This window comes from Variovorax sp. OV700, from assembly GCF_900099805.1.
GTDB lineage: Bacteria > Pseudomonadota > Gammaproteobacteria > Burkholderiales > Burkholderiaceae_C > Variovorax.
Genome location: NZ_FNDR01000005.1, coordinates 22,808 through 37,873, shown reverse-complemented (window position 1 = coordinate 37,873; position 15,066 = coordinate 22,808). Strand labels below are relative to the sequence as shown.

14 protein-coding genes are annotated in these 15,066 nt (G+C 64.1%); 1 reads left to right on the top strand and 13 read right to left on the bottom strand.

All coding sequences use genetic code 11. The features are described from left to right. Positions 1 to 30 precede the first annotated feature (30 nt). A complete protein-coding gene (locus tag BLR24_RS13030; RefSeq protein WP_093017455.1) occupies positions 31 to 1,815 on the top strand; it encodes an ABC transporter transmembrane domain-containing protein in 1,785 nt (594 codons plus the stop codon). A 21-nt stretch (positions 1,816 to 1,836) separates the two neighbouring features. Here the strand turns inward: BLR24_RS13030 and BLR24_RS13025 are convergent, their stop codons facing one another. From BLR24_RS13025 to nuoE, 13 genes are all read right to left on the bottom strand, one after another. Further along, on the bottom strand, positions 1,837 to 2,304 hold the full coding sequence (locus BLR24_RS13025) for a DUF1178 family protein (RefSeq protein ID WP_093017453.1): 468 nt from the start codon (positions 2,302 to 2,304) through the stop codon (positions 1,837 to 1,839). Positions 2,305 to 2,311: 7 nt separating this feature from the next. After that, positions 2,312 to 2,920 (bottom strand): NUDIX domain-containing protein, encoded by a 609-nt coding sequence (locus BLR24_RS13020; RefSeq protein WP_093017451.1) that lies wholly within the window; start codon positions 2,918 to 2,920, stop codon positions 2,312 to 2,314. Position 2,921: 1 nt separating this feature from the next. Next, positions 2,922 to 3,227, bottom strand: coding sequence for a DUF2818 family protein (locus tag BLR24_RS13015; protein WP_093017449.1), 306 nt, complete (start codon positions 3,225 to 3,227; stop codon positions 2,922 to 2,924). Positions 3,228 to 3,243: 16 nt separating this feature from the next. Further along, entirely contained in the window at positions 3,244 to 4,731 is a 1,488-nt protein-coding gene (nuoN, locus tag BLR24_RS13010; RefSeq protein ID WP_093017447.1) for an NADH-quinone oxidoreductase subunit NuoN, read from the bottom strand. 13 nt (positions 4,732 to 4,744) lie between these two features. Further along, positions 4,745 to 6,223 carry an NADH-quinone oxidoreductase subunit M gene (locus BLR24_RS13005; protein WP_093017445.1) on the bottom strand — a complete coding sequence of 493 codons (1,479 nt, stop codon included), beginning with the start codon at positions 6,221 to 6,223 and terminating at the stop codon, positions 4,745 to 4,747. A gap of 25 nt (positions 6,224 to 6,248) precedes the next feature. Further along, the gene (nuoL, locus tag BLR24_RS13000) at positions 6,249 to 8,282 is read right to left on the bottom strand and encodes an NADH-quinone oxidoreductase subunit L (RefSeq protein WP_093017443.1); all 2,034 of its coding nucleotides are present in this window, start codon (positions 8,280 to 8,282) and stop codon (positions 6,249 to 6,251) included. A 7-nt stretch (positions 8,283 to 8,289) separates the two neighbouring features. Continuing rightward, positions 8,290 to 8,598 carry an NADH-quinone oxidoreductase subunit NuoK gene (gene nuoK / locus BLR24_RS12995; protein WP_012748597.1) on the bottom strand — a complete coding sequence of 103 codons (309 nt, stop codon included), beginning with the start codon at positions 8,596 to 8,598 and terminating at the stop codon, positions 8,290 to 8,292. Beyond that, positions 8,595 to 9,257, bottom strand: coding sequence for an NADH-quinone oxidoreductase subunit J (locus BLR24_RS12990; protein ID WP_093017441.1), 663 nt, complete (start codon positions 9,255 to 9,257; stop codon positions 8,595 to 8,597). The genes nuoK and BLR24_RS12990 overlap by 4 nt, the downstream gene beginning before the upstream one ends. 38 nt (positions 9,258 to 9,295) lie before the next feature. Further along, entirely contained in the window at positions 9,296 to 9,817 is a 522-nt protein-coding gene (gene nuoI, locus BLR24_RS12985) for an NADH-quinone oxidoreductase subunit NuoI (RefSeq protein ID WP_055805171.1), read from the bottom strand. A gap of 17 nt (positions 9,818 to 9,834) precedes the next feature. Next, positions 9,835 to 10,911, bottom strand: coding sequence for an NADH-quinone oxidoreductase subunit NuoH (nuoH, locus tag BLR24_RS12980; protein ID WP_093017439.1), 1,077 nt, complete (start codon positions 10,909 to 10,911; stop codon positions 9,835 to 9,837). Next, a complete protein-coding gene (gene nuoG / locus BLR24_RS12975) occupies positions 10,908 to 13,070 on the bottom strand; it encodes an NADH-quinone oxidoreductase subunit NuoG (RefSeq protein WP_093017437.1) in 2,163 nt (720 codons plus the stop codon). Before nuoG ends, nuoH begins: the two co-directional genes overlap by 4 nt. A 93-nt stretch (positions 13,071 to 13,163) precedes the next feature. Continuing rightward, entirely contained in the window at positions 13,164 to 14,504 is a 1,341-nt protein-coding gene (gene nuoF / locus BLR24_RS12970) for an NADH-quinone oxidoreductase subunit NuoF (RefSeq protein ID WP_093018215.1), read from the bottom strand. Beyond that, positions 14,504 to 15,061: an NADH-quinone oxidoreductase subunit NuoE family protein gene (gene nuoE / locus BLR24_RS12965; protein ID WP_254787269.1), complete on the bottom strand. Its 558-nt coding sequence runs from the start codon at positions 15,059 to 15,061 to the stop codon at positions 14,504 to 14,506. The genes nuoF and nuoE overlap by 1 nt, the downstream gene beginning before the upstream one ends. Positions 15,062 to 15,066 lie beyond the last annotated feature (5 nt).

The window sequence follows — 15,066 nt, the reverse complement described above, 5'->3', positions numbered from 1 at the left end:
GTGGCGGCAAGCGTCGGTAGAATCCGCGCCATGGCTTCTTCCCCTCTGTCTACTCCAGCCAAGGGCTCGCCCCGGTCGCTGTCGGGCTTGAGCCCTTTTCTTCGGCCATACCGCGTTCAGATCGTGCTGGCGGGCATCTTTCTGGTGTTCGCGGCGATCACGACGCTGGTGTTTCCGCTGGCCCTGCGCAGCCTGATCGACGGCGGCCTGGTCAGCGCGGACAAGGGCGCGCAAACCATGGCGCTGCGCGAGCACTTCGGCGCGCTATTCGCAGTGGCCGTGGCGCTGGGACTTTTTTCAGCCGCGCGCTTCTACACGGTGAGCTGGCTCGGCGAGCGCGTCACGGCCGATCTGCGCAATGCGGTGTACGGCCATGTGCTGCGCCAGAGCCCGGCGTTCTTCGAGACGACGCAAACCGGCGAAGTGCTGTCGCGCCTGACGGCCGACACCACGCTGGTACAGACGGTGGTCGGCTCGTCGCTGAGCATGGGCCTGCGCAACGCGGTCATGGGCGTGGGCGCCCTGGCAGTGCTGATCTGGACCAACCCCTATGTGATGGTCCAGGTGCTGGGCATCCTGGTACTGGTGGTGCTGCCGAGCATGTGGTTCGGCCGGCGCGTGCGCAAGCTCTCGCGCGCCAGCCAGGACCGCGTCGCCGACTCGAGCGCCATCGCGGCCGAGGTGCTCAATGCCATTCCGGTGGTGCAGAGCTACACGGCCGAATCGCGTGAAGCCGGCCGCTTCAATGCCTCGACCGAAAATGCCTTCAAGACCGCCGTGCGCCGCACCAAGGCGCGTTCGGTGCTGGTGGCCTTCATCATCATCGCCACCTCGGCAGCGCTGCTCTGGGGCCTGTACCAGGGCACGCAAGCCGTGCTGCGCGGCGACATCACGGCCGGCCACCTGGGCCAGACCGTGGTCTACGTGGCCATTCTCGCGAGCGCGACCGCCGTGCTCGGCGAGGTCTACGGCGACTTGCTGCGGGCAGCCGGCGCGACGGAGCGCCTGATGGAACTGCTTCATGCGCCGGCGGCGATCGTTTCCCCGCAGGATCCCGCGGCCGCGCCCGTTCCCGTGGCGGGCAGCGCGGTCAAGTTCGAAGCCGTGACCTTTCACTACCCCTCGCGGCCCGGCACGCCGGCGCTGAAGAACTTCAGCCTCGACATCGCGCCCGGCGAAACGGTCGCGCTCGTGGGTTCGAGCGGCGCGGGCAAGAGCACGGTGTTCCAGCTGCTGCTGCGCTATTACGACCCCCAGTCGGGGCGTCTGCTGCTCGATGGGGTGCCGCTCGCCTCGCTCGCGTTGTCCGATCTGCGCACCCGTATCGGCCTGGTGCCGCAGGACGCCGTGATCTTCTCGGCCAGCGCCTTAGAGAACATCCGCTACGGCCGCCCCGACGCAACCGCCGACCAGGTGCATGCCGCCGCCCGCGCGGCCTTTGCGCACGACTTTCTGCAGGCGCTGCCCGAAGGCTACGACACCTTCCTTGGCGAGCGCGGGGTGCGCTTGTCGGGTGGACAGCGCCAGCGCATCGCGATTGCGCGCGCCATTCTCAAGAACCCGCCGCTCCTGTTGCTGGACGAAGCGACGAGTGCGCTCGACGCGGAGAGCGAGCGCATGGTGCAGGCGGCGCTCGAATCGGCGATGGAAGGCCGGACCACGCTGGTGATTGCGCACCGCCTCGCCACGGTCCAGAAGGCCGACCGCATCATCGTGCTCGACCATGGCGGCATCGTGGAGCATGGAACGCATGCCACGCTGGTGGCGCAAGGCGGGGTTTACGCCCGCTTGGCGGCCCTTCAATTCACGGCTTGATCCTGCACGCGCAGGAGCGGATTACTGCAGCGTTTCCTTGAGCGCGGCCGGAATCGGCAGCGGCATCACCGGAATGCCTTCTTCGAGCAGCGCCTCTGTCTGCTCGCGGGTGGCCTGACCGCGGATGCCGCGCTCCTCGGCTTCGCCGTAGTGCATCTTGCGCGCCTCGTCGGCGAAGCGTTCGCCGACGTCCTCGGTCTTCGCGAGAACCTCGCGCACCGCGCGCATCCACCGTGCCTCGGGAGACATTTCGGCCGGAAGCTGCGCCTTGCCCGGCGAGTCCGGGGTCGGGGATGCCGCGGCATCCGCCGGCGCCTTGGCGTTGCCGAGGTTGAGGCGCGGCGCGCTCAGGAGCTTGACGATGCGCGTGTCGGCACAGACCGGGCACTCGACCAGGCCGGCCGAGAGTTGGGTTTCAAACGCCTCGTTGGACGCAAACCAGCCTTCGAAGCCGTGGCCATGCGAGCAGCGTAGATCGAGAACCTTCATGCGCGGATTATCCCGCGCCGCCCTGCGCAGCGGGGGCCTGCCAATCGAGTTCCCATGCGCCCGAAAGGACGTTCTGCAGCCAGAGCGCACAAGTGAGCGACTTGGCATCGGTGATCGTGCCGTCGCGGCACCAGCCCGCCACTTCCTGCGGCGTGGCCGTGAACACGTCGAGAAACTCGCCGTGGTCGAGCTGGCGCGTGCCGAGCGAAAGGCCGCGCGCAAAGTAGATGTGGATGATCTCGGTGGAATAAGCCACCGCCAGGTGCATGGCGCCGGCATATGCCCATTCGCGCGCGGTGTAGCCGGTTTCCTCGACCAGCTCGCGCTGGCCGCAAAGGAACGGATCCTCGCCAGCGTCGAGCTTGCCGGCCGGAAACTCGGTCATCACGTGCGCGACCGGGTAGCGGTACTGGCGCTCAAGCACCACACGGCCGTCGTCGAGCAGCGGAATCACCACCACCGCGCCCGGATGGATCACGTACTCGCGCGTGGCGGTGTGGCCGTCGGGCAGGCGCACGGTGTCTCGGCAGACCTGGAGGAAATTGCCCTTGACCAGCACCTCGCTGGCAGTGCGCTCTTCCTTCAGGTGCGATTCGGCAATGGAGGTGGAAGTCATGTCAGTGCCTGTGCTTCATGAGGTAGCGCCAAGTGAATCCTGGAAATGCCAGCACGATGAAAAGCGCGCCGGTCACCGCGTAGAACTCCCAGCCCTGCGGGGCGATCTGCCCCGCCCTGCGTTCGAACAGCAGCCCCACGCCGCCGGCAACGAAGTACAGCACCACCAGCTCGGCAAAGCGGATCGCCAGCGATTTGGGATGGACGCGCAGCGGTATGGCGCCAAACAACCGGTCGTTGAGAAACGGCAGGTTGGCCGCCATCAGCGCCACCACGAGCACGACCCAGACCGAGGCGGTTTGCGACACCGTGCTCTGGCCGGGATCAGTTGGCCAGCGTCGCCACGATGGCGTTGGCGCACAGCGTCATGAGGCCGCCGGGAACGATGCCCAGCACGAGAATCAGCAAGCCGTTGATCGACAGCACGGTGCGCACGTCGCGCGGGGCCGACACGGTGCTGGCCGTGACGGGAGCGTCGAAATACATGACCTTGACCACGCGCAAGTAGTAGAAGGCGCCGATCAGCGAAGTGATCACCGCGAACACGGCCAGCCCGATGTAGAGCGCCTGGCCCGACGCGATCAGCGCCTGCAGGACCGCCAGCTTGGCATAGAACCCGACCAGCGGCGGCAGGCCGGCGAGCGAGAACATCGCGATGGCCATCACGCCGGCATACAGCGGGCTGCGCTGGTTCAGGCCGGCCAAGTCGGTGATCTCTTCGCTTTCGAAGCCCTCGCGCGCCAGCAGCAGGATGATGCCGAAGCTCGCCAGCGTGGTCAGCACGTAGGTCACGATGTAGAACATCGAGGCGCTGTACGCGAACTGCGCGTTGTAGGTGTTGCCGTTGACCACGCCCGCCACCAGGCCGAGCAGCATGAAGCCCATCTGCGCAATGGTCGAATAGGCCAACATGCGCTTGAGGTTGGTCTGCGCAATGGCGGCCAGGTTGCCCACCAGGAGCGATGCGATGGCCAGCAGGGCCAGCATCTGCTGCCAGTCGATGGCCAGCGGCAGCAGACCTTCCACCAGCAACCGGATGATGATGGCGAAGGCGGCCAGCTCGGGCGCCGCGCCAATCAGCAGCGTGACGGCCGTCGGGGCGCCCTGGTACACGTCGGGCACCCACATGTGGAAAGGCGCAGCCCCCACCTTGAAGGCCAGGCCCGCGACGATGAACACCAGGCCGAACACCAGCACCTGATGGTTCACCTTGCCGCTGGCGATGATCTTGAACACCTCGTTCACGTCGAGCGAACCAGTCGCGCCGTACATCATGGAAAGGCCGTAGAGCAGGAAGCCGCTGGCCATGGCACCGAGCACGAAGTACTTCATGGCCGCTTCGCTTGCCACCGCATTGTCGCGGCGCAGTGCCACCAGCGCGTAGCTCGAGAGCGTGAGCAGTTCAAGGCCCAGGTAGATCAAGAGGAAGTTGCTGCCCGAGATCATCACGAACATGCCCAGCAGCGCGAACATGCTGATGGTGAACATTTCGCCGCCGCGCAGCATGTCGCGGTCCGCCGCGTAGGGCCGGCCGTAGACCAGCGTGACCATGAGGGCCACGGTGGCAAAGCACTTGAGCCAGTTGCCCATGGGGTCGCTCACGACCATGCCGCCGAAGCCGTACACCGTCTTGCCGTCGTTGGCGGCGATGCCGGTCAAGACGGCCACCACGGCCAGCGTGAGCAGCGTCAGGATGTAGGTTCGCGTGCGTTGCGCACTGGTGCTCGACAGGTCGACCAGTGCAATGATGCAGGCCATGACCAGCAGCACGATTTCGGGGTAGATCGCGACCCAGCTGAGTTTGTCAATCATCTCGTTCTCTTCTTCAGCGTGGCAGTTTCGAGGTAGCCACGTGGCGCAGGAGCTCCGTCACGGAAGCATCCATCGCGGCGGTGAACGGCTTCGGATAGATGCCCATCCACAGCACGGCAATGGCCAGCAGCGACAGCATCAGGAACTCGCGGGCGTTGATGTCGGTGAGTTCCTTGACGTGGTCGTTGCCGACCGGGCCGAGGTACACGCGCTTGTACATCCAGAGGGTGTAGGCCGCGCCGAAGATCAGCGCGGTGGCGGCACCCAGGCCGATCCAGAAGTTGGCCTTGACCGCACCCAGGATGACCATCCACTCGCCCACGAAACCGGCGGTGCCCGGCAGGCCGCAGTTGGCCATGGCGAACAACAGCGCGAACGCGGCAAACTTGGGCATGGTGTTGACCACGCCGCCGTAGTCGGCGATCTGGCGCGAATGCACGCGGTCGTACAGCACGCCGATGCCAAGGAACATGGCGCCCGACACGAAGCCGTGCGCGATCATCTGCACGATGCCGCCGGACACGCCGAGCTCGTTGAAGATGAAGAAGCCGAGCGTGACGAAGCCCATGTGCGCGACCGACGAGTACGCCACGAGCTTTTTCATGTCTTCCTGCACCAGCGCCACCAGGCCGACGTAGATCACCGCGATCAGCGACAGACCGATCATGAGCCAGGCCCATTCGTGCGAGGCGTCGGGCGCAATCGGCATCGAGAAGCGCAGGAAGCCGTAGGCACCGAGCTTCAGCATGATCGCGGCCAGCACGGCCGAGCCGCCGGTCGGCGCCTCGACGTGCACGTCGGGCAGCCAGGTGTGGACCGGCCACATCGGCACCTTGACCGCAAAGGCGGCAAAGAACGCGAAGAAAAGGAAGGTCTGCGCCGTCAAACCCAGCGGCAGCTTGTGCCAGCTCAGGATGTCGAAGCTGCCGCCCGACTTGTTGTACAGGTAGATCAGCGCCACCAGCGTCAGCAGCGAGCCGAGCAAGGTGTAGATGAAGAACTTGAAGGCTGCGTAGATCTTGTTCGGGCCGCCCCAGATGCCGATGATGAGGTACATCGGGATCAGCGTGGCTTCGAAGAACACGTAGAACAGGATACCGTCGAGCGCGGCGAACACGCCGATCATGAAGCCCGAAAGAATCAGGAACGCGGCCATGTACTGGTTGACGCGCTCGGTGATCACTTCCCAGGCCGAGATCACGACCACCACGGTCGTGAACGAGGTCAGCAGCACCAGCCAGAGCGAGAGCCCGTCGATGCCGACGTGATAGCTGACATTGAAGCGCGCTATCCAACTCGCCTTTTCGACGAACTGCATCGCGGCGGTGCCGTTCTCGAAGCCCGTGTAAAGCGGCACGGTCACCAGGAAACTGATGATCGCGCCGACCAACGCGACCCAGCGCACGCCCCGGGCGTGCTCGTCACGGCCGAACGCCAGCAACGCGACACCGAATGCGATGGGCACCCAGATGGCAAGGCTCAACAAACCCATTTTTCTTTTTCTCCAGCGCTAAAGCTCAGCGTTTGAACCAGACGAAGTACGTCATCAGGATGAAGATGCCGAGCAGCATCGCGAAGGCGTAGTGATAGATGTAGCCCGACTGGAGCCAGCGCACCGCACCCGAGATGCGGCCGACGACCTTCCATGAACCGTTGACCAGGGCACCATCGATCAACGCCTGGTCGCCGCCCTTCCACAGGCCGGTACCGAAGGCACGCGTGGCACGGGCAATGACGTTCTCGTTGAACCAGTCGAGGTAGTACTTGTTTTCCAGCAGGCGATAGACCGGTCCGAAGGCACGTTTGATGGCGGCCGGCAGCGCCGGATTGACCATGTACATGTAGAACGAGAGCACCACCCCGGCCAGCGCCAGCCAGAACGGCGCCGCCGTCAGGCCGTGGATTGCCATGGCCACGGGGCCGTGGAAGGCTTCTCCGAGCTCCTTCATGGCATGGTGCTTGTCGGCGTCGACCGCGATGGCACCCTTGAAGAACTCGCCGAAGAGCATCGGCTCGATCGTCATGAAGCCGATCACCACCGACGGGATGGCTAGCAGCACCAGCGGCAGCCACACCACCCAGGGCGATTCGTGCGGCTTGCCGCCGTGATGGCCATGGTCCTCATCGTGCTCCGCATGTTCGTCGTGGTGGTGCGCGTCGGGGTTCTGGTCGTAGCGCTCCTTGCCGTGGAACACCAGGAAGTACATGCGGAACGAATAGAAAGCCGTCACGAACACGCCGGCCAGCACCGCGTAGTAGGCGAACTGCGCGCCCCACAGGTGGCTTTCGTGCACCGCTTCGATGATGCTGTCCTTCGAGTAGAAGCCGGCGAAGAACGGCGTGCCGATCAGCGCGAGCGAACCCACGAGCGAAGTGATCCAGGTGATCGGCATGTACTTGCGCACGCCGCCCATCCAGCGGATGTCCTGGTTGTGGTGCATGCCGATGATCACCGAGCCCGCGCCGAGGAACAGCAGCGCCTTGAAAAAGGCGTGCGTCATCAGGTGGAACACCGCGACCGAATAGGCCGACGCGCCGAGCGCCACCGTCATGTAGCCGAGCTGCGAGAGCGTCGAGTACGCGACCACTCGCTTGATGTCGTTCTGGATGATGCCGAGGAAACCCATGAACAGCGCCGTGATGGCACCGATCACCAGGATGAAGCTCAATGCGGTGTCGCTCAGTTCGAACAGCGGCGACATGCGCGCCACCATGAAGATGCCGGCGGTCACCATGGTGGCCGCGTGGATCAGCGCCGAGATGGGTGTCGGGCCTTCCATGGAATCGGGCAGCCAGACGTGCAGCGGAAACTGCGCGCTCTTGCCCATCGCGCCGATGAACAGGCAGATGCAGATCACGGTGATCAGCATCCACTCGGTGCCGGGGAAGGTAATACCAGCCAGGGTGCCGGCCTTGGCGAAGGCTTCGCCGTAGTTCAGCGTGCCGGCGTAGGCTGCAATGAGGCCGATGCCGAGAATGAAGCCGAAGTCGCCCACGCGGTTGACCAGGAACGCCTTCATGTTCGCGAAGATGGCCGTGGGCCTGTTGAACCAGAAGCCGATCAGCAGGTACGACACCAGGCCCACCGCTTCCCAGCCGAAGAACAGCTGGAGCATGTTGTTGCTCATGACGAGCATCAGCATCGAGAAGGTGAACAGCGAGATGTAGGCGAAGAAGCGGTTGTAGCCCTCGTCTTCTTCCATGTAGCCGATGGTGTAGACGTGCACCATCAGCGACACGAAGGTCACCACGCACATCATCGTGGCCGTGAGGCCGTCGACCAGGAAGCCGACTTCCATCTTGAGGCCGCCCACGACCATCCATTCGTAGAGGGTGGCATTGAAGCGGGCGCCATCGACCACCACGCTCTTGAGCGTCATCGCCGAAATGATGAAGGCGACGAAAACGCCGAGGATGGTCAGCGAATGCGTGACTTTGCGGCCGATGTGGTTGCCGCCGAACTTGGTGCCGAACAGGCCGGCGACGACGGCGCCGACCAGGGGTGCCAATGGCACGGCCAGTAGGGTGGATGCGGAAAGGGTTGCGCTCATACTGCTTTCAACCCTTGAGCGAGTTGAGTTCGTCGACGTTGATGTTGGACTTGTTGCGGAACAACAAGACGAGCAGCGCGAGACCGATGGCGGACTCGGCCGCGGCCACCGTCAAAATGAAGAACACGAAGATCTGACCATGCATGTCGCCCAGGTAGTACGAGAACGCCACGAAGTTCATGTTCACCGCAAGCAGCATCAGCTCGATGGCCATCAGCAGCACGATGAGGTTCTTGCGGTTCAGGAAAATGCCGATCACCGAGAGCGCAAAGAGCATGGCGCCGAGCGATAGAAAATGTCCGAGCGTGAGCGTCATGCCTTGTTTTCCTTTGCCGCTGCTGCTGCGTCGGCGGGTGCGTCCACCACGGGCTCGGCAGCGCGCGTGACCGCCATCTGCACGATGCGAACGCGGTCGCGCGCCTTCACGCGAACCTGGGCGGACGGGTTGACGTACTTGCTGTCCTTGCGGGTGCGCAGCGTCAGGGCAATGGCGGCCACGATGGCGACCAGCAAGATGACCGCGGCAATTTCCAGCGGATAGAGGTATTCGGAATACAGGAGCTTGCCGAGCTCGAGCGTGTTCGAGCTGTTGGCAGAGGTGGTCGCCATGGCGCGCGGTGCTTCACCGAGACGGAAGCCGCCCATCAGCACTGCGGCCATTTCGAGCGCAATCAATGCGCCTACGCCGGCTGCCAACGGAAAGTGCTTCCAGAAGCCCTCTCGCAAGCCGTCGACATTGATGTCCAGCATCATCACGACGAACAGGAACAGCACCATCACCGCGCCGACGTAGACGAGCACGAGCGAGATCGCCAAAAATTCGGCGCGCAGCAGAAGCCAGATCGCCGAAGCCTGGAAGAAAGCCAGCACCAGGTACAGCGCGGCGTACACGGGATTGCGGGCGGTGATGACGCGGAAGGCTGCAAACAGCAGCACCACGGCAAAGAGATAGAACAGACCGGTCTTGACGTCCATTTGGAATTCGAATTGGTACGGGGTTCGGGCTGAACGGATCAGCGGTACTTGGCGTCGGCCGCCTTGTTCGCTGCAATTTCTTTTTCGTAGCGGTCGCCCACGGCCAGCAGCATGTCCTTGGTGAAGTACAGGTCGCCGCGCTTTTCGCCGTGGTATTCGAAGATGTGGGTCTCGACGATCGAATCGACCGGGCAGCTTTCTTCGCAGAAACCGCAGAAGATGCACTTGGTCAGGTCGATGTCGTAGCGCGTGGTGCGGCGCGAGCCGTCGTCGCGCACATCGGATTCGATGGTGATGGCGAGCGCCGGGCACACGGCTTCGCAGAGCTTGCAGGCAATGCAGCGCTCTTCGCCGTTTTCATAGCGGCGCAAAGCGTGCAGGCCGCGAAAGCGCGGCGACAGCGGCGTCTTTTCTTCGGGAAACTGCACCGTGATCTTGCGGGCGAAAGCGTACTTGCCGGTGATCGCAAGGCCCTTGAACAGTTCGAACAGCATGAAGCTGCCCAGAAAATCCTTGAGCGAGAACGGAGCGGACGTTGTTGCGGTGTGCGCAGCAGACATGATGTTGGCGCTTCCAGTTATTTCCAGATGTTGAACGGGGTCTGCATCCAGGCACCGACCACGACCAGCCACACGAGCGTGACCGGGATGAAGATCTTCCAGCCCAGACGCATGATCTGGTCATACCGGAAGCGCGGGAACGTCGAGCGAACCCACAGGAACATGGTGACCACGCAGAAGGTCTTGGCACCGAGCCAGATCCAGCCGGGGATGAAGCTCAGGAACTCGAACGGAGGCAGCCATCCGCCGAGGAACAGCACCACGCACAAGATCGAGACCAGCCACATGTTGGCGTACTCGGCCAGGAAGAACATGGCAAAGCTCATGCCCGAGTACTCGATCATGTGGCCCGCGACGATTTCGGACTCGCCTTCGACCACGTCGAAGGGGTGGCGGTTGGTTTCAGCCAGGCCCGAGATGAAGTAGACGACGAAGATCGGCAGCAGCGACAGCCAGTTCCACGACAGGAATCCGATGCCCATGGATGCAAAGGTGCCCTTGCCCTGCCCTGTCACGATGTCGGTCATGTTCAGGCTGGCCGAGACCATCAGCACCACGACGAAGCAGAAGCCCATCGCAATTTCGTAGCTCACCATCTGTGCCGAGGCGCGCAGCGCGCCAAGGAAGGCGTACTTCGAATTGGAAGCCCAGCCCGCGATGATCACGCCGTAGACCTCGAGCGAGGTGATGGCCATCACGAACAGCAGGCCGGCGTTGATGTTGGCCAGCGCTACATCGGGGCCGAAGGGAATCACGGCCCATGCGGCGAGCGCCGGCATGATGGTCATGATCGGGCCCAGCAGGAAGAGACCCTTGTTGGCGACCGTCGGAATAATGATTTCCTTGGTCATCAGCTTGAGCGCGTCGGCAATGGGCTGCAACAGGCCCAGCGGGCCGATGCGGTTCGGGCCGATGCGGATCTGCGTGAAGCCGATGGCCTTGCGTTCCCACAGCGTGAGGTAGGCCACGGCTCCCATCAGCGGAAGCACGACCACGATGATCTTGATCAGCGTCCAGATCACGGGCCAGACCACGGCTGTCCACCAGCCCGCATGGACCAGACCCAGGCCGAAAGCATGCAGTGAATCGATCATGCCAATGCCTCCTCGGCACGGGCCGGTGCTGCCAGTGCGTTGCGCGCATCGGCGGTGAGTTGCAGCGACGGTGCGCGGCGCACGATCGAGTCGAGCCGGTAGATGCTCGCAACCACGGGTGCGGGAACCGCCCCGGTGGAAGCCACTGCCCTTGCTGCGGTCGTATTGCGAAGCGCATCGGCCGGCACGGCGCCGTTGTCGCCGATGGTGCGCAGCACGTCAGCGGTCGATTCGAAGGCAAAGCCCGGCAGGCCGAGCAGGTTGGCCAGCACGCGCAGCACCTTCCAGGCCGGACGCGCTTCGCCTTGCGGCTTCACGACGGCATGGAAGCTTTGCACGCGGCCTTCGGCATTGACGAAGGTACCCGGCGTTTCGGTGAACGGCGCGATGGGCAGCAGCACGTCGCTGAACTCGAGGTTGGCCTTGAACGGGCTCAGCGTGACGACCATTTGCGCATTGCCGATGACATCGGCGGCTGCGGCACCCGCGGCTGAGTCGAACACCGGCTCGGTGTTGAGCAGCAGCACCGCCTTGAGGCCGGAACCCGCCGCCAGCATGCGGCCGGCATCGAGGCCGCCATTCTTCGGGAACGCGCCGACGAGTTGCGCGCCCACGGTGTTGGCGGCTTCGGTCAGGTAGCCGACGGTGGCGCCGGTCTGAGCGCCGATCCAGTTGGCGAGGGCCAGCAGGCTGCTGGCTTGCGCGTGGTGGGCGGCGGCGTTGCCGAGCAGGATGGCCTTGCGCTCGCCGGTCAGCAGCGATGCTGCGATGGCTTGTGCGGTGGCATCCGGTGCATTCTTCGGTGCCAGCGGCGCAGCGGCGCCATTGGTCTGGCCGATGGCAGCGGCCACGGCGGCCAGCGCCTCGATCCACTGGTCGGCTTCGACGATCGTCGATTGCGCCACGTTCATGGCCCACGCTTCACGGTCGGCCATGAGGCTGGCCGAGGTGATCACCGACAGCGCGGCGCCCTTGCGCACGGCCTGGCGGATGCGCTGCGCGAACAGCGGGTGGTCCTTGCGCAGGTTCGATCCGACGACCAGCGCGCGTTGCAGCTGCGTGAGGGATGCGATCGAGGTGCCGAGCCAGCGCACGCCTTCGAACGCCGTGAATTCGGCGTTGCGCAGGCGATGGTCGATGTTGTCGCTGCCGAGTTCACGCGTGAGCATGGCGGCAAGCTGCAACTCTTCGAGCGTGCTGTGCGGACTTACCAGCGTGCCGATGCTTTGCGCGCCGTGGTCGGCCTTGATCTGCTTCAGGCCGTTGGCCACGTATTCGAGCGCGGTCTGCCAGTCGACCTGGTGCCATTGGCCGCCCTGCTTGAGCATCGGCTGCGTGAGGCGTTCCGGGCCGTTGAGCCCTTCGTACGAGAAGCGGTCGCGGTCGGCGATCCAGCACTCGTTGACGTCTTCGTTCTCGAGCGGCACCACGCGCATCACGCGGTTGTTCTTGACCTGGACGATCAGGTTGGCGCCGGTGGAATCGTGCGGGCTCACCGACTTACGGCGCGACAGCTCCCAGGTGCGGGCGCTGTAGCGGAACGGCTTGCTCGTGAGCGCCCCGACCGGGCAGATGTCGATCATGTTGCCCGACAGTTCGGAGTCGACCGAATCGCCGAGGAAGGTTTCGATTTCGGAGTGCTCGCCACGTTGCGTCATGCCGAGCTCCATCACGCCGGCCACTTCCTGGCCAAAGCGGACGCAGCGCGTGCAATGGATGCAGCGGCTCATTTCTTCCATGCTGATCAGCGGACCGACGTCCTTGTGGAAGACGACGCGCTTTTCTTCTTCGTAGCGCGAAGAAGAACCGCCGTAGCCCACGGCCAGGTCTTGCAGCTGGCACTCGCCGCCCTGGTCGCAGATGGGGCAATCCAGCGGGTGGTTGATCAGGAGGAACTCCATGACCGACTGCTGCGCCTTGATGGCCTTCTCGCTCTTGGTGCGAACGATCATGCCCTGCGTGACGGGCGTGGCGCAGGCCGGCATCGGCTTGGGCGCTTTTTCCACGTCGACCAGGCACATGCGGCAGTTGGCCGCGATGCTCAGCTTCTTGTGATAGCAGAAGTGCGGGATGTAGGTGCCCGCCTTGTCGGCCGCATGCATGATCATGCTGCCTTCGGTCACGTCGACCTTCTTGCCGTCGAGTTCGATTTCAACCATATGTGTGGGCTTCCGCCGGGCCGCCCCAAGGGAGGCCAGCGCCCCCTCGGGGGGCAGCGAACGAATGTGAGTAAGGGGGCAATTTCATCGCGCTCAGGCCTGGACGGGCGCTTTCGGGACGTAGCCCGGAATCAAGGCCTCGAACTCGTGACGGAAGTGCTTGATCATCGCGCGCACCGGCATGGCCGCCGCGTCGCCGAGGGCGCAGATCGTGCGGCCCTGGATGTTGTCTGCCACGGAATTGAGCAGGTCCATGTCCGACGCCCTGCCCTGCCCGTTGTGGATGCGGTCCACCACGCGGTAGAGCCAGCCCGTGCCTTCGCGGCACGGCGTGCACTGGCCGCAGGACTCGTGCATGTAGAAGTACGACAGGCGCCGGAGCGACTCGACCATCGAGCGGCTGTCGTCCATGACGATGACGGCGCCCGAACCCAGCATGGAGCCGGCCTTGGCGATGGAGTCGTAGTCCATCGTGCATTCCATCATGATGGAAGCAGGCAGCACCGGCGACGACGATCCGCCAGGGATCACGGCCTTGAGCGTGCGGCCCTTGCGAACACCGCCGCACAGCTCCAGGAGCTTGGAGAACGGCGTGCCCATGGGCACTTCGTAGTTGCCGGGCAGTTCGACGTCACCGCTCACCGAATAGATCTTGGTGCCGCCGTTGTTCGGCTTGCCGCATTCGAGGTAGGCCACGCCGCCGTTGTTGATGATCCAGGGCACCGCCGCAAAGGTCTCGGTGTTGTTGATGGTGGTGGGCTTGCCGTACAGGCCAAAGCTCGCGGGGAACGGCGGCTTGAAGCGCGGCTGGCCCTTCTTGCCTTCGAGCGATTCGAGCAGCGCCGTTTCCTCGCCGCAGATGTAGGCACCGAAACCGTGGGCGGCGTGCAACTGGAAGTTGTACGTGCTGCCCATGATCTTGTCGCCGAGATAGCCGGCGGCGCGCGCTTCTTCGAGGGCTTCCTCGAAGCGGTCATAGCTCTGGAAGATCTCGCCGTGGATGTAGTTGTAGCCCACGCTGATGCCCATTGCATACGCAGCGATGGCCATGCCCTCGATCACGATGTGCGGGTTGAACTGCAGGATGTCGCGGTCCTTGCACGTACCCGGCTCGCCTTCGTCGGAATTGCAGACGAGGTACTTCTGGCCCGGGAACTGGCGGGGCATGAAGCTCCACTTCAGGCCGGTGGGAAAGCCCGCGCCGCCACGGCCGCGCAGGCCCGAAGCCTTGACTTCGGCAATCACCTGGTCGGGCGTGAGGCCCTCCGTCAGGATCTTGCGCAGCGCCTTGTAGCCGCCGCGCGCTTCGTAGTCGGCCAGGCGCCAGTTGGTACCGTCGAGGCCGGCATAGATCTGCGGCTCGATGTGGCGGTCATGGAAACAGGTCTGGACGCCCGTCGCCTGGAATTGCTGGAGCACTTGTTCGGGCGACATCACGCGGCCTCCCCTTTGGCGACGCCGGTGGACGCGCGCAATCCGTCGATGAGCTGGTCGAGCTTCTCGTTGCTCATGAAGCTGCACATGGTGCGGTCGTTGACCAGCATCACGGGCGAGTCGGCGCAGGCACCCAGGCATTCGCTCTGCTGCAGCGTGAACAGGCCATCGGCCGTGGTCTCGCCCATCTTGATGCCGAGCTTCTTCTCGAGGTGGACCAGCGCGGTGACGCCGTCGCGCAGCTGGCACGGCAGGTTGGTGCACACGTTGAGCTTGAACTTGCCCACCGGGTGCTGGTTGTACATGTTGTAGAAGGTCGTGACTTCGTGCACGGCGATGGGCGCCATGCCGAGGTACTCGGCGATCTCGCGCTCGCGCTGCATGCTGATGAAGCCTTCGTCCTGCTGCACGATGGCCAGACAGGCCATCACCGCCGACTGCTTGCCGGCTTCAGGATACTTGGCGACTTCGCGCGCAAAGCGCTCGAGAATCGCGGGCTTCAGAGGAGCAGAAGGCGCCGAAGGCGCCGTGTCATGGTGGGTCGAGGAAGTCGTCATTCGCT